Here is a 20,076-nt window from a genome sequence, read left to right on the forward strand (position 1 = left end):
ACAAAAATCAATAAAATGCAGATAACTGAAATATTTAAGGGAGCATTGCCGTTTGTAATTTGTAATGTTATAGTGCTAATCTTAATAAGTATTTTCCCAGCTCTTACAACATATTTACCATCATTGATGTCATATTAATTAAATATACAACATATGAGAAATTATTTTTTCTCATATGTTTGTCTATATTGTGATGGAGAAATATTAAACTTTTGATTAAATACTTTAGAGAAATATGCTGAATCTAAATATCCAACAGATTGAGCACTTTCTTTTACTCCGTTTCCTTCTTTTAATAGTTTTTGAGCTTTAGTCATTCTTATGTTTGTTAAACAATCAATAAAACTAATTTTATTATAGCATTTAAATAGTTTAGAAAAATATTTTATGTTGATATTTAAAAGCTCAGAGTAATAATCCATTGTAAGTTGTTTGTTATAATTTAATTCAAGCTCTTTTTTTATTTCAAAGAAAATTCTTTGATATTTATCTTTTTTATCTTCTTGTAATGCAGCGACTGAACTATCTATTAAATTAAAGAATGAAATTTCTATTTCTTGTATAGTTTTATTTGGTTTTTCTATTCTCAAAAATAATATACTTTTTGTTAAATCGTGATGAAGTAAAAGAACATTTTGATAATAAGTCTCTAATAAATTTGTTTTATCAAGGTGCGTGATTGAATCATAGAAAAAGTGAGCTAATTCTCTAGCATGTTTTATATCTAAATTATAAATTGCTTTCTCTATTTCATATATATAATTAGTATTTGTATTATTAATAATAAATTCATCTAAATGATTAAATTCATGAATTGTTTCGTTATTTTTCTTAGCAATACTGTATGCAATTGAAGATTCTCTAATGGAGCGTGGAAGTTCTTTTAAATTTGTAAAAACACTACCAATTGATATTGTTAGATTTGTAAAAGTATTGATTAAATAAGATTTTGAATTATATTGTAATTGATTAAAAAATTTAGTTTTATTTTTGAAGAAAACAATTATGGTTGATCTATCAATTGATGGGAAATAATAAAATCTATTATTTATAAATTCTTTTTGTTCAAAAAAGGTTTTTAAATTATGAATATTTACTTCATTAACAATAATACTAACACCTTCAAAGTATTTGTCCTTGTTAAGATTAAAATAATTTAATAATATTTTTTCATCAATTAACCCATGTTTCATATATGCAAAAAAAGATCTAGAAAATTGATTAACAACTGTTTTAAGTTCTTCATTCTTCATAGATTTTTCTATGTTCTGTTTTTCAATATAATTTTCTAAGACTCTATAAAGTTCTTTTTTATTTATTGGTTTTACTAAATAATCTAAAGCTCGAATAGATATAGCTGATTTTGCAAAGTCAAAAGTGCTCCAAGCTGTTAAATAAACTATAGGGATTTTATTGTTAATATTTCTAATTTCTTTTCCAACTTCAATTCCATCTATCAATGGCATTTTAATATCTAATATTAGAAAATCTATTTTATTTTTTTTAAAAATATTTAATGCTTCTTTACCATTTCTAGCTTTAATTACGTTGAATGGTAATTTTCTTTTTTTGATTAGAAATTCAATAGCATCTCTTTCAAGTTGTTCATCATCAGCAATCAATAAGTTATACATTTTTCACCTCGAATGGTAATTTAATTTCAACTTTACAACCTCCATTTTCGTTTAATTTACTAAAATTAATTGAGGCTTTGTTTTCGAAATAAATTATTAATCTTTTTTTTATATTATTAATTCCAATATTATGACCTTTAAAATTATTAAAAGTTTTATTCTTTTCTATTCCAATACCTGTATCTGAAATATTAATTACAATTTCATTTTTATTTTTAAATGCTTCAATATCAACTCTACCACCTTTTTCTTTTGGCTCTATTCCATGAATAATTGAATTTTCTACTAATGGTTGAATAATAAGAGGGGGGATTAAAATATTCTTGCATAGCTCACCACAAGAAATAGAATATTGTAACCTTTCTTTAAACCTAGCTTGTTGAATTTTTAAATATTGCTCAGTAAAATCTAATTCCTCTTTTATTGTTATTTCTTCTTGATGTTCTAAGGAGTATCTAAAAATACAACTTAGGTTCTCAATTAATTTACCAGTTTTGCTTGCATTTTCAAAAAGAGCTGTTAATTGTATGATATTTAGGGTATTAAATAAGAAATGAGGATTGATTTGAGATTGTAGAGAGTTAAATTTAGCTTTTTCTAATTCTTTTTGTATGTTTAATTGTTCGATTTCTTTTTTATGTATTTCTTTTTCTAATAACGAGTTTTCTTCAATTAATTTCATTCTATCTTGTAAAGATATTTTCATATTGTTAATAGAGTCTGCTAAAAATACTAGTTCTTGTGGGCCTTCTGTTACCCTTTGCTTAGAATTAAAATCTCCTTCTGCAATTGATTTTGCAGTTTGTACCATTTCATCAATTGGTGTTAACATTTTCTTAGTTGTTCGTGAAGTTGTTATTATATAACCCAGTAATAAGATTAAAAATAAGATAATTGACGATATTCGCAGTCGAAGTAGCTGTTGCTCTCTTTGTTCCATAATTTCAACATTATCTTTCACCATAACTAATAGATATTGGTTTGTTAAATATTTATTTAAATAATCATATGTATTACTTATCCTATAATACACTTTATAAAATGATTCATCATCATTTATTGAATCAGTATCCAATTTGGAAAGTAATTCGTTAATTGTTGTTTTACCATTAATTATACCATTATTTAAGAAATACCTATTAGGAGAATCTTTATATAACATGGATAAACTATTAATTTCACTTTCAATATTTAATAATATAGTTTCTTGTTTTAGTAGTAGTTCTTTTTGTCTTTCTGGTATTTTTGAAATTCTATATTCTTCTAATAAAGTTGAGCATTGTTCTATTTCTGTAATAATATTATGTACAATTAAATTTTCTTTTGAACTTTGTTGTTCTTCGTCTAAAATGTTATATATATAGTTAAATAAAAATAAGGCAATTAAAAAAATAATTACTACTGTAAAAAAATTATGCTTGAATAATAATTGATGAATATTTTGGGTTTTAAAAAGGTTAAGTTTATTTCTATTTTTATACATATTTTAATTATATCATGAAAAGATATGATAAAAATTATGAAAATTTGTAAAAAAGGAAAAATAAAGTGATTTATGTGTATTTTTTCTTACTGTTTTTCTTGAACTTTTCAAATAATAATATGTATAGAATTAAAAAAAAGGAGATTTTTTCTATGAAAAAAATGTTAACTCTATTAATGTTAGTATGTGTAACTTTATTACCAATGTTTGCGCAAGGTGGTGGAGAAGTAAAAGCTGAGGAAACTATTGTGTTAAGATTAGCTGATAATCAACCTATTGGCTATCCAACTGTTATTGGAGATGAGAAGTTTGCTGAATTAGTCGAAGAATATACAGAAGGAAGAATTAAAGTTGAAGTTTATCCTCAAGCAACTTTAGGTGATGAAAAATCTTGCATTGAGCAAGTTCAATTTGGTGGTATTGATTTTACTCGTGTTTCTATTAGTCCTTTATCCTCCTTTAATCCTTTGTTAAATGCTTTACAAATGCCTTATTTATATAGAAATCCAGATCATATGTGGAACGTATTAAATGGAGAAATTGGAGCATATTTTTTAGAATCAATGGAAGATAGTGGTTTTGTTGGACTTACTTATTTTGATTCCGGTGCTAGAAGTTTTTATAATACAATTAAACCTATTTATACAGTTTCAGATTTATCAGGCATGAAAATACGTGTTCAAGAATCTGATTTAATGATGGGACTAGTTGAAGCTTTAGGTGCAACCCCAACTCCAATGAGTTATGGAGATGTTTATTCTGCATTACAAACAGGTGTTATTGATGGCGCTGAAAATAATTGGCCTTCATACGATTCGTCTAGTCATTATGAAGTAGCTAAATTTTATTCAATTGACCAACATACTCGTGTTCCTGAAATGTTAATTGCCTCAAAAACTACAATGGATAAATTAAGTGCTGAAGATCAAGAATTAATTAAAAAAGCAGCAAGAGATTGTCAAGCAACTCAAATAGAAGCTTGGGCTGATTATGCAATGAAGTCTGAAGAAAAAGTTAGAGCTGCAGGTTGTCAAATTAATGAAATTAATGATCAAAGTGAATTTGCTAATGCAATGAATCCATTATATGAAAAAATGTTGGATGCAGAAGGAAAAGCTTGGGTAGAAAAAATTAGAGCTGTTAAATAAATAGTACTAATATTTAAAAAGGGGTTCTAAATTTTGAGCCCCTGTTTTAATAGGAGCAAAGATGAAGAAATTTAAAGAAAACTTAGATAAAGTTTTCAATTTAGTTTTATATTTCTGTATGGCTTTAGTAATAATTATGGTATTAATAGTTTTTTCTAATGTTGTGTTGAGATATGGATTTCAAAGTGGAATAAAATGGGGTGAGGAAATTCCTTTAGTAATTGTTATTTGGTTTACATTTATAGCAATGGCATTAGGAGTTAAAGAGAATTTACATATTAGTATTACTTTACTTCCAAAAAAGCTACCTGCACATTTAGAAAGATTTTTAAGAGCATTTAAATATATTTGTGAAATAATATTAGGAATAATACTGTTTTATTATGGTTTAGGATTAGCAAAAAATGGACTAAGAAGTTTTCTCCCTGCTACTCATATAACAAATGCAATTAATTATATTGTTTTACCAATAAATGCTGTTTTTATAATTCTATATGCTTCGATATATTTATATGCAGCAATAACTTCGAAAGATTTATCAAAAAGTGAGGTAGAATTAGATGATTAATGTTAGTATGGCTTCAACTATTTTAGTAGGATCTTTTATTTTATTATTAATTTTAAGAATGCCTATTACTTTTTCTTTGTTTTTGTCTTCAGTTGTAACCGCAATTTATTTAAACATCCCTTTGTTAGCAATTGTTCAAAGATTAGTTAGTGGAGTTAATTCGTTTTCACTATTAGCAATACCTTTCTTCATTCTAGCAGGAGAGATGATGAGTAGGGGTGGAATATCTAGAAGATTAATCAATTTCTCAAATGCGATGATAGGTAGATATAGAGGTGGATTAGCTCAAGTCAATATTTTAGCTAGTATGTTCTTCGGTGGTATATCTGGTTCTGCAGTTGCCGATGTTTCATCTATTGGGACAATGATGATACCAATGATGAATGCAAAAGGGTATGATGATGATTTCTCTGTTGCAGTTACAGTTACTAGTGCTTGCCAAGGTGTTATTATACCTCCAAGCCATAATATGATTATCTTTGCTTTAGCTGCTGGTGGTGGAGTAAGTGTTGGTAAATTGTTTTTAGGTGGTTTACTTCCAGGTGTTATTTTAGGTGTTGGGTTGATGATTGTTACTTACATAATTGCTAGAAAAAGAAATTATCCTAAAGAGAAGAAATATACACTAAAAGAAACTCTTAAAGTAAGCGCTGATGCAGTTCTTGGAATGTTAACAATGATTATCATAATTGGAGGAGTTGTCTCTGGTGTATTTACCGCAACTGAAAGTGCTGCGGTTGCAGTAGTTTATTCTTTCTTTATTACTTTCTTTGTTTATCGTGAGATTAAATTATCAGAATTAAAAGATATTTTATTAGCTTCTCTAAAAACGTTGGCTATGGTTATGAGTTTAATTGCTGCAGCTTCTTCTTTTGGGTATTTATTAGCATTTTTAAGAATCCCACAAGCTATAACAAATGCATTAATTGGGATAAGTAGTAATAAAATTGTTTTATTATTATTGATTAATATAATGTTATTACTTTTAGGAACTATTATGGATATGGCACCATTAATTATTATATGTACTCCCATATTATATCCTGTAGTTGTAGGAGCTTTAGGTATGGATCCGGTTCAATTTGGTGTTGTTATGATACTTAACTTAGCAATTGGTCTTTGTACTCCACCTGTTGGTTCAGCGTTGTTTGTGGGATGTGCCGTTGGTAAAATATCAATTGAAAAAGCTACAAAGAGTATGCTTCCGTTTTATTCTATTATGATAATTGTTCTGCTTTGTATTACGTTTATACCTAGTTTAACTCTTTCTATTCCATCATTAATGGCTTAATAATTTATAGGATTGCATAATATGCAATCCTATAAATAAAATATTTAAAATATAATTATTTTGTTGCTGGAGCAACTTCCATATTTTTAGGTAAGAGTAAATCTAGTACTAGAGATATAATAAATACAATTGCTACACAGTTATTAGATAATTCTTCAGCAACTAATTCAGGTAAAATATTAAATAATTCACTAGCAGAAGGAAATCCCAATCCAATAGCAAGTGCAAATGCAGCAATTAAACTGTTTCTTTGATTTAATCCAGCTTTTGCTAACATTCGAATACCTGAAATAACAATTTGACCAAACATTAAAATAGTACAACCACCTAGAACTGATTCAGGTAAAGTGTTGAAGAAAGCTCCAATTGGTGGGAATAATCCTGCAAGAATTAATGCAACACCACCTGTTGCAATTGTGTATCTATTTACAACTTTTGTCATTGCAATAATACCAACATTTTGTGAGAAAGATGTAACAGGTAAACAACTAAATAAACCAGATAGAGATGATGAATAACCATCACAAGCAAGAGATCCTGAAATTTCTTTTTCGCTTGGTTCTCTTCCAACACCCATTACACAACAAGCTGTTGTATCTCCTATTGTTTCAGTTGCAGAAACTAAGAATACTAAAATTACTGAAATAATAGCACCTAAATGGAAAGTAGGTTTTACAGGTAAGATTTTTGGTAAATCAAAAATAGCAATATTGTTAAAAGCAGAAAAATCAACTTTTCCCATGAATAATGCGACTATATAACCAACAATAAGACCAAAAAGGATTGCAAGTTGCTTTAAATAACCTTTTGCAAAAATTGTAAAAAGTAATAATGATAAAAGTGTTATAGTTCCTAGTAACATGTTTTGAGCAGATCCAAAATCTGCAACATATCCACCACCAAAACTTCTAGCACCTACTGGTAATAAAGACATACCAATAGCTAATACTACATTAGCAGAAACAACAGGTGAAATAAATCTTTTCCAATATTTTGCTAAAAGGCCTAATGTTCCTTCTACTAAACCACCAACTATAATTGCCCCAACTACTGCAGAATAACCAAAGTTGGCAGCTACATAACTTAAAATTGCTACAAAGGTAAAACTAACACCCATAACAACTGGTAAACCAGAACCAATTTTCCAAATTGGGAATAATTGAATTAGAGTACCAATTCCTGCAATGAACATACAGTTTTGTAATAAAGCAGTTGTAGTTGCTTGATCTAAAGCCCCACTACCTGCAACGATGATTATTGGGACAATGTTAGCTACGAACATAGCGAGTACATGCTGTAGTCCAAAAGGAATAGCTTTTCCTAAAGGGACCTTTCCATCTAATTGATATATATTCTCAATTGATGCTGTTGAATTTGAGCTTTTCATATAAATTTTCTCCAAAATTAATATATATATAAATTTTTTGTTGAAGCAACATTATGCAACAACCACACAAGGAGATATACTATCCTAAGATATTTTAGCGCACAAGAAATATTTATTTTTTATACCATATTTAGTATATTTATATCGATATCTAAACTGTTGTTAAATAAATACTTAATTTATGTTAAGCTAAACGTCTCTAGTAATGTAATAAAAGAAAGAAAAATTTACTATTTGTTGTAGTTCAATCTTTATTATTTTTTATGTCTTATAGCTCAAAAAGAATAATTAAAACAAAAAGAGATTACATAAATCTTTGTTAAATCTATTATTTTCATAATAAAATTTTTATAAATTTGTGTTTGACATATTTAAAATCTCATTTTATTATAAATTAGCAAATCGTTTTGCTAAAATTTGACAAATATTTTGTTTTTACATTTATTAGGAGGTTGAAATGAAAAAACTATCATTATTAATGATATCACTTTTACTATTTACAAGTTTCTTATTTGCTAATGGTGCAAGTGAAGAAAAAGCGGCAGATGAAGATGTAACTTTAACAGTTATGTGGTTTAATGATGCAAATGAATCAGATGTATTTTTAGATACAATTTCTTCTTATTTAGAAGAAAACCCAAATGTTAAGGTTGATATGCAAGTAGTTGCATTTAGTGAATATGAACAAAAGTTAAAACTTATGATTAGTGGTGGAAATCCACCTGATATTGCTCGTGTTACAAATAACCATTTAGCAGCATTAGGAACAAGTCTAGAACCAATTAATTCTTATGTTGATGATATTAGTGCTGTTGAAGATAGTTTTATGCCAGGTTCAATTGCATTTGCTCAAAATACTGATGGTGAATTACTAGCTTATCCAACTGAAGCTACAGCAAATGGTATGTTAGTTAATTTAACTGCATGGGAAAATGCTGGTATTGATGTACAAGAATTATGTAAAACTTGGACATGGGATGAATGGGAAGAAGCAGTTAAGAAAGTAATTGCTGCAAATAGTGGCATGAAATATGGTTTAGCTCTTGATTTCTCTCCACACCGTTTCTCAACTATTATTTATGAACATGGTGGTAGCATGATGAATGCTGATCAAAGTGAAGTTGATTTTAATGATGCTGGAACAATTGCAGCTATTGAAAGATTTGCAAGATTACATGAAGAAGGTTTAGTTCCATCTAGTGTTTGGTTAGGTAGTGAAAATCCTGCTGAATTATTCCAAGCTGGCTTAGTTGCATGTCATATTGGTGGTAGCTGGAATATCAACACTTATAATAAAAATGTTAAAGATTTTGATTGGGCTGTTGTAAATACTCCAATTGCAGAAATTAGATCATCAGTTCCTGGTGGTAAATTTATTGCTTCTTTCAAAGATAGTGAAAATAAAGAAGCAGCAATGGACTTAATGGCAGCATTTAGTTCAAAAGAAAGCAATGAAAAATATTGTGCTGAAACATTTAACTTATCAGCAAGAGTTGATGCAGATGTTCCTTATACTTCAAATAAAGCAGACTTTGAAGTATTTGCAGAAGACTTAAGAGTAACTCCAGCTTTTACAGCTACAGAATGGAAAAATAATGCAGTAAATAAAGTTTATTCATATATTAGAGAACAAATTGTTCAAGTATTAATGGGTAATATTAGTGCTGATGAAGCAACTAAAAATATAAATAAAGAAGCTGCTAAATATTAAAAAAAATAGGAATAAGCCTCCTATATAAATAGGGGGCTTTTTTAGAATTAAAAAGGTATATGTAATGAAGACTAGATCTCAAAAAGGGAATTTTCATCAAATTCTTGCTCCAATTCTATTTTTACTACCCAACTTATTAATCTTTGGATTGTTTATTATTATTCCTGCATTTCAGGGATTGAGAATGAGTTTTATGAAATGGGGAGTATTTACACCTAAAGAGTTTGTAGGGTTTGATAATTTTATTAGTTTATTTAGTGATGAAGTATTCTGGATTACGTTTAAGAATACTATGGTTTACTCACTTTGTACTGTAGTTTGTTTGCTTGTAAGCTCGTTATTCTTAGCATTGTTATTATCAAAAAATAATATAAAAGGTGAAAAAGCTTTTAGAGCAACTTTTTATATTCCTGCTCTAATTAGTATGATTGCTGTTGGTATCGCTTGGAGATTTATCTTAGGTGATGAAATGGGAATAATTAACTATGTATTAAGAGCAATGGGTAAAAATCCTGTTGGATGGTTAACAAACGGTTCGATAGCAATGCTTAGTGTAATATTAGTTACTGTATGGGCACAATCAGGTTATTACATGATTATGTTTATCGCAGGATTACAAGCAATTCCAATAGAATTGTATGAAGCTGCTAAAATTGATGGAGCTTCAACTGTTCAAAGCTTTAGAAAAATTACAATACCAATGTTAAAAAGTACAATTCTAGTTGTATTAGTTTTGGCAACAATACAATCATTTAAAGCATATGAATTGATAGTCACAATGACTAAAGGTGGCCCAGGATATGCTACAAAATTTGTTGTTCAACAAGTTTATCAAGTAGCATTTATTGAAGATAGATTTGGATATGCATCCTCAATGTCTATGGTTTTAATGTTTGTAATAGCTATATTTACATTAATCCAATTTAAATTAACAGGAAAGGAGGAATCTTATGAATAAGAAAGTATCAACTTCAATAATTATTCAGCACGTTGTAGTCGTATTGTTAGCTGTGTTTTGTTTATTTCCTGTTGTTTGGGTTATTTTATCTTCTTTTAAACCTCAAAGTGAATTATTTAGAATTCCAATGACTTTATTTCCAAAAAAATGGAGTTTCTCTAATTATATAGAAGCCTTAAGTTATGGAAGTTTTGTAACTTATTTTTCTAATACTTTATTTGTTGCAGTAGTTGCAACAGTACTTACTGTTTTGATAAATATAATGGCTGGCTATGCATTAGCAAAGTATATATTTCCAGGAAGAAATTTGATATTTACTATTATGATAGGAACACTTATGATTCCTCTTCAAGTAATTATGATTCCAATATTTTTGCAACTAAAAAGATTTGGTATGTTAAATACACTATGGGGAATTATTATTCCACCAGCAGCAACTCCTACAGGAATTTTCTTAGCAAGACAATATATGGTTAACCTACCAAATTCAATGATAGAATCTGCAAGAATAGATGGGGCTAAAGAGTTCTTTATTTTTAGGAAAATTATAATTCCTTTGAGCAAACCTATTATTGCAACAATTGCAATATTCTCCTTTATGTGGAGATGGAATGATTATCTTTGGCCATTGATTGTTATAACAGATAATGATAAACAAACTCTTCAACAAGCTCTTGCAAATTTTGTTGGACAATTACAAATTAATTGGTCAAATTTATTGGCAATGACTACTGTTTCTATAATACCTGTTATAGCAGTATTCTTAATGTTTCAAAGATATTTTATGAGTGGAATTACAACAGGGGCGGTTAAAGGATAATATGAAAAGATTTATTCATGACTTACAAAACTATAAAATTAAAGAAAATGTAATTTTTTTTGAAAGTGAAAATGGTAGAATTGAATTAAGTATATTTGAAGAAGGTATTTTTCATTTTAATTATATCTTTAATGATATATTAGTAGATCCGTTGTTAGATAAATGGAGTGCTTATTTATCTAAAAATGATTTAAAGCCTTCAAGAAGTTTTGAAGTAAAAGATTTTGAAGATATTTATGATATTGAATCAGATAATATAAAAATTATTGTTGATAAGATTAGTGCAAATATCACAGTATATAAAAATAATGAAATTATTCATGGCGGAGTTTTAGGCTCTAGTGATACGGTAATTCCAGATTATCAACTTAGATGTATAGGTAGTAATGATAAAAAAAATCTTTTTGGAAAATTTAATTTTCCTCTTGAAAGTGATGATTCTTTTTATGGTTTAGGTGATAAAGGTGGTTTAATCGATAGAAAAAATAAATCTTTTAGATTTTTTAATAGAGATAGTTTAGGTTATGATGCTGAAATATCTGATCCTTTATATAAATCTATTCCATTTTTTATTAAAGAGAAGAACAAGAACTATAGTGGGTTTTTCTTTGATGAATGTAATATTGATTTTATGGATTTTGGTAAAGAAAGCCCTTACTTTTATTCAATAAAAATTGATGGAGGTCCCTTTTCTTACTTTTTAATTGATGGAGATGATTATAAAGAAGTATTAAGAAAGTATTATATTATAAGTGGTACTTCTTATTTTCCTCCTTTATTTAGCTTTGGCTTTTTAGGGTCTTCAATGAATTATGTAGAAAGCGATGATGCAAAAGATAGGATATTAAAATATTTTGAAACTATAGAAAAGTTTGATATTCCTTGTGAAGGTATGTATGTTTCATCAGGATATTTAAAAGCCAATGATGGGAAAAGATATGCTTTTATGTGGAATAAAGATAAATTCCCAAATTATAAGGATTATTTATTAGATTTATCAAATAGAGGATATAATTTAATAATGAATATTAAGCCAGGTATTTTAACTACCCATCCTTGGTATGATGAATTAGCTAAAAAAGGTTATTTTATTAAAGATGAATTTGATAAACCTTATGTTGAATTCTATTGGGGTGGAGATGCTTCCTTAATCGATTTTTCTAATCAAGATGCAAAAAACTGGTGGAAAAGTCAGTTAAAAAAACAGTATCTAGATCATGGATGTAGTGGAATTTGGAATGATAACAATGAATTTGAAATTGAGGATGTTGAAATACCAAATAGTAAAATAAAAACTATTCTTCCAATATTAATGAGTGAAGCTGCTTATGAAGCTTTTGAAGAACAAGCTCCTACAAAAAGAGCATGGAACTATTCTAGAAGTGGTTACAGTGGTATTCAAAAATATGCAAGAACTTGGAGTGGAGATAATTGTAGCAATTGGAAATCTTTAAAATATAATCAATATCAAAGTATTTCTATGGCTTTAAGTGGATTAACTTTTTATGGACATGATTTAGGTGGATTTTTTGGAGAAAGACCAAGTGAAGAATTATTAATTCGTTCATGTGAAAGTGCTGTTTTCCAATCAAGATTTGTAATCCATTCGTGGAGAGAAGATGATAAACCTACAGAACCTTGGACTTATGAAAAAGCTTTACCACAAATTAGAAATTTAATTATCGAACATTATAAATTTTTACCATATACCTATAATTCTGCTTATAATGCAGTGATAAAAGGTAGTCCTATGGATCGCTCTCTAAAACTAGAATTTAATGAAGATGATAATATTGATGTTGCTGATATAAATTGTATGTTCGGTGAAGATATTTTAAAAGTTTTAGTTGTTGATAAAGGGTGTTCTTCAACAAATGTTTATTTACCAAAAACAACTAATTGGTATAGTCAAGATGGTAAATATTATGAAGGTGGTAGGGATGTTGATGTTTCAACACCTTTAGGTAATCATAAATATTTTGTTAGAGAAGGAAGTTTGATTCCTACGTCGAATATAAATAAATTAAAAACAGCGTTCTTTGAAAGAGTTATTTTTAATGTTTATCCTATTAATGAGGGAGTTAGAGAAGGTTCTTATTTTGAAGATGATGGTTCAACAAAGCTTGAACTTAATAATTATAATCTTTATAAATATAGAGTTTATAAAAATGAAGTTGAATTTACACTAACTACTGAAGGTGTTAATTTAGAAAATAGAGAATTTATTTTTAAATTACCTAATAAAGATGTAATAAAGAGAATTAATCTAAATTCTTTTAAAAAAGACGATACAATAATTATTAATTTTTAGTTTTTATTTTTTTTGTATTTAAAATATGGTACTATTAACAATTGTTATATATATATTACAATTGATGAAAAGAAAAATAGAGGAAATGTATGAGTGATGCTGTAACAATATTTGATGTAGCTAAGAAAGCTGGAGTCGCTCCTGCTACAGTATCTCATGCATTAAATGGAAAACGACCTGTAAGTAAAAAAACTAAAGATGTAATTCAACAAGCTATAGATGAATTAGGATATGTTCCATCTTGGAATGCTTCAAAATTGAAAAGCAGTGGATCTGGTATTATTGGTTGTTTAGCAATTGATATTACTGAATCTTTTGTTAATAAAATAGTAAAAGGCATAGAAAAAGGTATTAGTGGTGGTCAATATTCACTATTATATGTATCTGCATTAGAGTTTGATGGAGATTTTCAAAAAGCTTATAATTTTTTAAAATCTCATAATGTAGATGGAACTTTGTTTTGCCATCATATTCCTCGTCCATTAAATAATAATATTGGTGATTTAAAATTTAATAGTCCTTTGGTATCGGTTAACACTGTAATTGATAAAGTGCCTTCAATAGTTGTAGATAATAAAACTGGAGGGCTTCAAGCTGCTGAACATTTAATTAGTTGTGGAGTTAAAAATCCTGCAATTATAGGTGGTCCAAAAGATAGACTCTCTGCAATAAATCGTTTAGTTGGATTTAAAAAAAGGTTGAATGAACTAAATATATTATTAAATGAAAGAAAAATTTGTTTTGGTGAATATGAAGCAGACCATGGTTATGAAGCTGCAAAAAAAATTCTATCATTTGATAAAAGTGTTGATGGAATATTTTGTGAAAACGACTATATTGCAGCGGGGGCTATTAATGCTATTTTAGATTTAGGGCTTTCTGTTCCAAATGACGTAAAAGTATTAGGTTTTGATAATAGAGATTTTTCTAAATTTTGGAGGCCTTCTATTTCGACTTTTGATATTCCATTAGAGGAAATGGGACTTTTAGGAGCTTATAAACTTAAAGAAATTATAAATAATAATAGTAGTAGTAATGATGAAATAATCGCTATGCAATCAAAAATTATTCCTAGAAAAAGTACTTTAATGATATAAATATTGAAAAAAAGAAAAATTAAAGTAATTATCTTTACAACTAATATATTAGAATGTTAGAATGTTAGTAGATGTTTAATTTGGAGGAATTATGAAATTAAATTTAGCAGAATTAAAAAATAAAGAGCAATGGTTAGAAAAGGGGTATTCTTTATCAACATATAATAGAGAAAGAATGGTTAAAAATACTATTAATAATCCAAAATGGATACATTTTGGTGCTGGTAATATTTTTAGAGGTTTTCCAGCTCATTTAATGCAAAATTTATTAGAGAATAATATTGAAGATACTGGAATTATTGTAGCTGAAGGTTTTGATTTTGATATTATTGATAAAATTTATTCTCCTCATGATAATTTGAATTTATTAGTTACATTAAATTCTGATGGAACAATTGAGAAAAAAGTAATTGATAGTTTAGCTGTTTCATATAAATGCGATTATGCTTTTCAAGAAGATTGGGAAAGCTTAAATAAAGTATTTTCTAATAAATCACTTCAAATGGTTTCTTTTACAATTACTGAAAAGGGATATTCTTTACAAGATTCTAATAATAATTATTATTCAATAGCTGTTGAAGATTTTAATAATGGTCCAATGAAATCAAAATTATTCTTATCAAAACTTACAGCCTTAGTTTATAATAGATATAAAAAAACTAATTGGCCATTGGCACTAGTTAGTATGGATAATTGTTCTCATAATGGGGAAAAATTACAAAAGGCTGTAATGACAATTGCAGAGAATTGGTTAAAAAATAACTTTGTTGAACCAGAGTTTATAACATATTTAAATGAAAGCGTATCATTTCCATGGTCAATGATTGATAAAATTACGCCACGTCCAGATAAATCAGTAGTTGAAATGTTAAAAGCTGATGGGTTTGAAGATACTGATATTATAGTAACTGATAAAAATACTTGGATTGCCCCTTTTGTTAATGCTGAAAAGCCACAATATTTAGTAATTGAAGATGATTTTCCAAATGGAAGAGTTGCTTTAGAAAAAAGCGGGGTATTTTTTACATCTAGAGAAACAGTAAATAAAGTTGAAAAAATGAAAGTTTGTACTTGCTTAAATCCTTTACATACTACTTTAGCAGTATTAGGGTGTTTATTATCCTATAATTTAATTTCAGAAGAGATGAAAGACCCACAGCTTAAAAAGCTTGTAGAGATTATTGGTTTAGAAGAAGGTATGAAAGTTGTAGTTGATCCAAAAATTATTAATCCTAAAGATTTTATTTCTGAAGTTTTAAATATTAGATTCCCTAACCCATTTATGCCTGATACCCCTCAAAGAATAGCTTGTGATACTAGTCAAAAGTTGTCAATCAGATTTGGTGAAACTGTGAAAGCTTATATAGAAAGAGAAGATTTAAATGTTAATCAACTAAAATATATTCCTTTTGTATATGCTGCTTGGATTAGATATTTGATGGGAGTTGATGATAATGGTGTGAAATTTGAACTTTCTCCAGATCCTCTATTAAATGTTGTTACTCCTTTTGTAAGTGATATTAATTTAGGAGATAAAGGTCCTTTCGAAGATCAACTAAAGGATTTATTATCTAATGAAAAAATCTTTGGTGTAAATCTTTATGATGCTAAATTAGCTAAATTAGTATTGAAGTATTTTAGTGAAATGGTAAGTGAAAAAGGTGCAATACGAAAGACTTTAGAAAATATTCTATAATGCATTAGATTAAAGAAACCAAGAAAAATAAACATTCTTGGTTTTTTTTGTTTGTTAAATAAATAACTTTTTTTTCTTAGTATCTGTCTTGAAATATAAAGGGTATTCATCAAGTAGAGTTTTTATTTCGATATCAATTTTATTCAAGTGCTTATTGATTTCTGCTTCAACATTCTTTTTATCCCTGCTAATTAATGCATCTATAATGTTATAATGTTGTTGAATTAAAGTTTCTTTATCTATATTTTGTTTAAAAGATAAAAATCTAAGCCTATCGTAATTAACACATCTTTTATTAATTATTTCCCAGCATTGTTTTTTATTGATTATGTCAAAAGTTATTTTGTGGAAAGAAACGTCATGATTAAAAAAATCATATAAATCAGTATTATTACTTAAATATTCTTGAGCAGAAATAGCTTCTTTATATTTATTAATATCTTTATCGTCCATTATTAATATAGCTTGTAATAGTGCTTTTTCTTCAAGACTACTTCTTAAAAATTTTTCTTCTTCTACTAGATTTAAATCAATCAAAGAAACCCTAGTTCCGCGTTGTGGGAAAATATCAACAAGTCCATCAGTTGCTAATTTCATAAGTGCATCTCTAACAGGAGATCTGCTAACTTGAAGTTGTTCGCATAAAGTATTTATTTTTAATTCTTTTCCTGGTTCAAAGTTTAGAGATAAAATCTCTTCTCTTAGTATGTTGTATATTTCATCACTCGCAGTACTTCTAAGGTTTCTTGCCATAATATATCCTTTTATTTATTGCTTTTTTCTATAGCCTCGATTAGTCCGTTTATATAAGTTGCTCCTAGAGCTCTATCAAATAAACCATAACCTGGCATTGCCTTTTCATCCCAAATCATTCTTCCATGATCCGGTCTAATAGGTCCTTTAAAGTCAATATCATACAATGCTTTTACAATTTCATAAAGGTCAAATGAACCATCTCTTGATAAATGAGCAGCTTCTTCAAATATTCCTGGTTCAAAATGATGTAAATTTCTTACATGTGCAAAATGAATTCTTCCTGGTAATGATCTGATAATGTCGGGTAAATCATTATTTGGGTTTGTTCCAAAAGATCCTGCACAAAAAGTTAAACCATTAAAAGGGGCATCAATAGCTTTCATTAATTTTAATATTTTCTCTTTAGATGTTATAATTCTAGGTAAATTAAATACTGGCCAAGCTGGATCATCTGGGTGAATAGCCATTTTAATTCCATATTTTTCACAAGTTGGTCTTATAGCTTTTAAGAAATAAACTAGATTATCAAATAATTTGTCTTCATTTACATCTTTATAAGCATCAAAAAGTTCTTGAACATGAGCTAGTCTTTCAGGTTCCCATCCTGGCATCTCAAAACCTTGAGAAGAATCATTTGTATTATCAAAAAAAGTTTTAGGATCAATATTATCAATTATTCCTTGATTATAAGCTAAAACAGTAGATCCATCAGGCCTTTCTTTAGCTAAATCAGTTCTTGTCCAATCGAAAACTGGCATAAAATTATAGCAAACTAAATCTATACCTAATTGTCCTAAATTTTCTAAAGTTTTAATATAGTTTTCAATATATTTATCTCTATCTGTATTTCCAATTTTAATGGAATCGTGAATATTTACGGATTCAATACCTGATAAATTTAATCCAGCTTCTTCTATTTCATTTTTTAATGATTTAATTGCTTCTAAACTCCAAACTTCTCCTGCAGGAACATCATATAATGTTGATATAACACCTGTAACACCAGGAATTTGTTGTATTTGTTTTAATGTAACTGTATCAAATTTTGATCCATACCATCTGAGAGTCATTTCCATAAAGTATCTCCTAATATATTTATACTGCTATTCTAACATACTAATATATTAGTTGTAAAGTAAATACATCTCTCATTTATGTTTCTTGTAATTTTTTTGTGTGCTCACACAAATAAAAGAATAATTATTGTAGAAAAAATTTGAACAATAGGTTAATATATATATATCAAGGAGAAAACCTAATGATTATTGAACGAAGAATGACTAGACACCCAATAACTTGCAATCCAGAAATGTCTTTAGCAGATGCTAGTGCATTGATGAAACATGAAAAAGTTCATCGTTTGCCTGTGTTAGATAAAGAAAAAAAATTAGTTGGGTTAATTACGGAAAAAGATATTTTATATGCATCTCCTTCCCCAGCCAGTTCACTTTCAATACACGAAATGGCTTATTTATTAAGTCGTCTTACTGTAGGTAAATTAATGAATAAAGATGTTGTAACTATAGAAAAGAATACTACTGTTGAAGAGGCAGCTAGATGTATGGTAGATCAAGATTTATCATGTCTTCCTGTTTTAGAAAACGGTAAATTGATTGGAATAATTACAAAATCTGATATGTTTAAAATTTTACTTGAATTATTTGGAGCTAGACATTTTGGTGTTAGGGTTTCTTACCTTGTAGAGGATCAACCTGGTACTATTGCACATATTACTACTGCATTAGAAAAAGAAGGGGTTGATATCATTACATTTGGAACATTTATGGGAACCGATCCAACAAATGCAATTTGTACTATGAAAGTACAAGGGGCTTCAATGACTAAAGTTATAGAAATAATTAAACCTTTCGTTTCCCAGATTCTAGATATTCAGGAGGTCTGATGGCTAGAAAACGAAAAAAAAGTCCTCAGAATAGACAAAATGCGGCTGGAAACAGTCGCATTTCTGTCTTGACAGAGGATAGTGACACATATAACCCATTTAAAGATATTAACAAAATGGATGTTATCGAAAAAGTAAATACACCTACAAAATCAAAGGTTATAAAAAATCAGCAAAGAAGAGATAAAATTATAGATATTGATGATAATGTTTCTTTTGAAGATATATTTAATCAATGGGAAAATGCAGGTGTAGTTGGTAAAAATAAAGGAAAAAAGCAAGCAAAGAAAACAGATGAAAGTGAAGACTTTGCTTCAATATTTAATAAATGGGAGGTTAGTCAAGGGTTAAAACCTAAACATGAAAAAAAGGTTAAAGATTCTCCTAACCGGAAAGCTAGTAAATATACTCCTAAAAAAGATTTTTCTCAAATCCTAAATGAATTTGAAAATGGTGGTAAAGAAAAGAAGGAAAACGTTAAAATAAAAGAAAATGTTAAGACAAATGAAAATGTTAAGACAAATGAAAAACTAAAAAACACTATTAGTTCTAATAAAAAAAATATTATAGAAAAAGATGGTGCTGAGGCTAATAAAAGTATCAAAACGAGTGAGAAAGTTAGTTGGACGAGAACTAATTTATCTGAAAATGTTTCAAAAAACAAAGAAGATAATGTTATTAAAGAACACTCTTCTAAAAAGAAATATCATAAAGATAATAAATATGATAAGGATAGAAAATCTAATATAAATAACAAAAATAATCACAATTCAAAGTGGGATTTTAGTGATATTTATAATGTTTGGGAATCTAAACATAATGATTCTTTAAAGATTGAAGAGAAAAAGAAGACCGAAAAGAAAGAAAATAAAGGAATTTCTATTTCTTATCTTCGTTCAATGTCCCCAGAGGCAGAAATTGATTTACATGGATTAACTAGTGATATTGCTGCGTTAAAAGCAAGTGAATTTTTAAATGCTTCAAGGAATAAAGGCTTTAAGAAAGTAAGTATTATTACTGGTAAAGGAATTCATAGCGATAATGGAAAGTCTGTAGTAAAAGAGGCTGTTTTAGATGAAATTAGATTTTCTAACATAGTTAGAGAAGCTTATCATCCAAAAGCTGTAAATGGTGGAACTGGAGTTATTTGGGTTATTTTTAAATCTAACAGTGATAAAAAGATTTATTTTAACAACTAAATATAGAATAATGAATTCTTTTTTATTTAATTGAAATAGAAATACAAAAGCAAGAGGGGATAGACCTTCTTGCTTTTTATTAATTAAATTAGAATAATAGTAATTTATAAAGAG

The 20,076-nt window shown here is 27.9% G+C and carries 16 protein-coding genes; 11 read left to right on the top strand and 5 right to left on the bottom strand.

Features of this window, described 5'->3' with window-relative positions; all coding sequences use genetic code 11:
• Positions 1-161: 161 nt before the first annotated feature.
• Positions 162-1,634, bottom strand: a complete 1,473-nt coding sequence (locus ACPKM0_RS04510; protein WP_472473720.1) for a response regulator — start codon at positions 1,632-1,634, stop codon at positions 162-164.
• Entirely contained in the window at positions 1,627-3,117 is a 1,491-nt protein-coding gene (locus tag ACPKM0_RS04515; RefSeq protein WP_472473722.1) for a sensor histidine kinase, read from the bottom strand. The genes ACPKM0_RS04510 and ACPKM0_RS04515 overlap by 8 nt, the downstream gene beginning before the upstream one ends.
• 152 nt (positions 3,118-3,269) lie before the next feature.
• On the opposite strand from ACPKM0_RS04515, the gene ACPKM0_RS04520 reads away from it, so the two are divergent.
• The 3 genes from ACPKM0_RS04520 to ACPKM0_RS04530 all read left to right on the top strand — a co-directional run bounded on the left by ACPKM0_RS04520 (position 3,270) and on the right by ACPKM0_RS04530 (position 6,124).
• Positions 3,270-4,265, top strand: a complete 996-nt coding sequence (locus ACPKM0_RS04520; protein WP_472473724.1) for a TRAP transporter substrate-binding protein — start codon at positions 3,270-3,272, stop codon at positions 4,263-4,265.
• 61 nt (positions 4,266-4,326) lie between these two features.
• On the top strand, positions 4,327-4,833 hold the full coding sequence (locus ACPKM0_RS04525) for a TRAP transporter small permease (RefSeq protein WP_472473726.1): 507 nt from the start codon (positions 4,327-4,329) through the stop codon (positions 4,831-4,833).
• On the top strand, positions 4,826-6,124 hold the full coding sequence (locus tag ACPKM0_RS04530; RefSeq protein ID WP_472473728.1) for a TRAP transporter large permease: 1,299 nt from the start codon (positions 4,826-4,828) through the stop codon (positions 6,122-6,124). Before ACPKM0_RS04525 ends, ACPKM0_RS04530 begins: the two co-directional genes overlap by 8 nt.
• Before the next feature lie 55 nt (positions 6,125-6,179).
• Here the strand turns inward: ACPKM0_RS04530 and ACPKM0_RS04535 are convergent, their stop codons facing one another.
• Entirely contained in the window at positions 6,180-7,511 is a 1,332-nt protein-coding gene (locus tag ACPKM0_RS04535) for a uracil-xanthine permease family protein (RefSeq protein WP_472473730.1), read from the bottom strand.
• A gap of 457 nt (positions 7,512-7,968) precedes the next feature.
• Here ACPKM0_RS04535 and ACPKM0_RS04540 point away from each other — a divergent pair, with 457 nt between their 5' ends.
• The 6 genes from ACPKM0_RS04540 to ACPKM0_RS04565 all read left to right on the top strand — a co-directional run bounded on the left by ACPKM0_RS04540 (position 7,969) and on the right by ACPKM0_RS04565 (position 16,104).
• The gene (locus ACPKM0_RS04540) at positions 7,969-9,222 is read left to right on the top strand and encodes an ABC transporter substrate-binding protein (protein ID WP_472473732.1); all 1,254 of its coding nucleotides are present in this window, start codon (positions 7,969-7,971) and stop codon (positions 9,220-9,222) included.
• Between the two features lie 64 nt (positions 9,223-9,286).
• A complete protein-coding gene (locus ACPKM0_RS04545; RefSeq protein WP_472473734.1) occupies positions 9,287-10,180 on the top strand; it encodes a carbohydrate ABC transporter permease in 894 nt (297 codons plus the stop codon).
• Positions 10,173-11,000, top strand: a complete 828-nt coding sequence (locus ACPKM0_RS04550) for a carbohydrate ABC transporter permease (RefSeq protein WP_472473736.1) — start codon at positions 10,173-10,175, stop codon at positions 10,998-11,000. The genes ACPKM0_RS04545 and ACPKM0_RS04550 overlap by 8 nt, the downstream gene beginning before the upstream one ends.
• 1 nt (position 11,001) lies before the next feature.
• The gene (locus tag ACPKM0_RS04555; RefSeq protein WP_472473738.1) at positions 11,002-13,311 is read left to right on the top strand and encodes a TIM-barrel domain-containing protein; all 2,310 of its coding nucleotides are present in this window, start codon (positions 11,002-11,004) and stop codon (positions 13,309-13,311) included.
• Positions 13,312-13,400: 89 nt separating this feature from the next.
• Entirely contained in the window at positions 13,401-14,408 is a 1,008-nt protein-coding gene (locus ACPKM0_RS04560; RefSeq protein ID WP_472473740.1) for a LacI family DNA-binding transcriptional regulator, read from the top strand.
• Between the two features lie 91 nt (positions 14,409-14,499).
• Positions 14,500-16,104 (top strand): mannitol dehydrogenase family protein, encoded by a 1,605-nt coding sequence (locus ACPKM0_RS04565; RefSeq protein WP_472473742.1) that lies wholly within the window; start codon positions 14,500-14,502, stop codon positions 16,102-16,104.
• Between the two features lie 54 nt (positions 16,105-16,158).
• On the opposite strand, the gene ACPKM0_RS04570 is transcribed toward ACPKM0_RS04565, so the two are convergent.
• On the bottom strand, positions 16,159-16,857 hold the full coding sequence (locus ACPKM0_RS04570; RefSeq protein ID WP_472473744.1) for a GntR family transcriptional regulator: 699 nt from the start codon (positions 16,855-16,857) through the stop codon (positions 16,159-16,161).
• A gap of 11 nt (positions 16,858-16,868) precedes the next feature.
• The gene (gene uxuA / locus ACPKM0_RS04575) at positions 16,869-17,936 is read right to left on the bottom strand and encodes a mannonate dehydratase (RefSeq protein WP_472473746.1); all 1,068 of its coding nucleotides are present in this window, start codon (positions 17,934-17,936) and stop codon (positions 16,869-16,871) included.
• Between the two features lie 182 nt (positions 17,937-18,118).
• Here uxuA and ACPKM0_RS04580 point away from each other — a divergent pair, with 182 nt between their 5' ends.
• On the top strand, positions 18,119-18,763 hold the full coding sequence (locus ACPKM0_RS04580) for a CBS domain-containing protein (protein ID WP_472473747.1): 645 nt from the start codon (positions 18,119-18,121) through the stop codon (positions 18,761-18,763).
• Entirely contained in the window at positions 18,763-19,962 is a 1,200-nt protein-coding gene (locus tag ACPKM0_RS04585; RefSeq protein WP_472473749.1) for a Smr/MutS family protein, read from the top strand. The genes ACPKM0_RS04580 and ACPKM0_RS04585 overlap by 1 nt, the downstream gene beginning before the upstream one ends.
• Positions 19,963-20,076: the final 114 nt, after the last annotated feature.

It is taken from the genome of Pleomorphochaeta sp., assembly GCF_050031695.1.
Classification (GTDB): domain Bacteria; phylum Spirochaetota; class Spirochaetia; order Sphaerochaetales; family Sphaerochaetaceae; genus Pleomorphochaeta.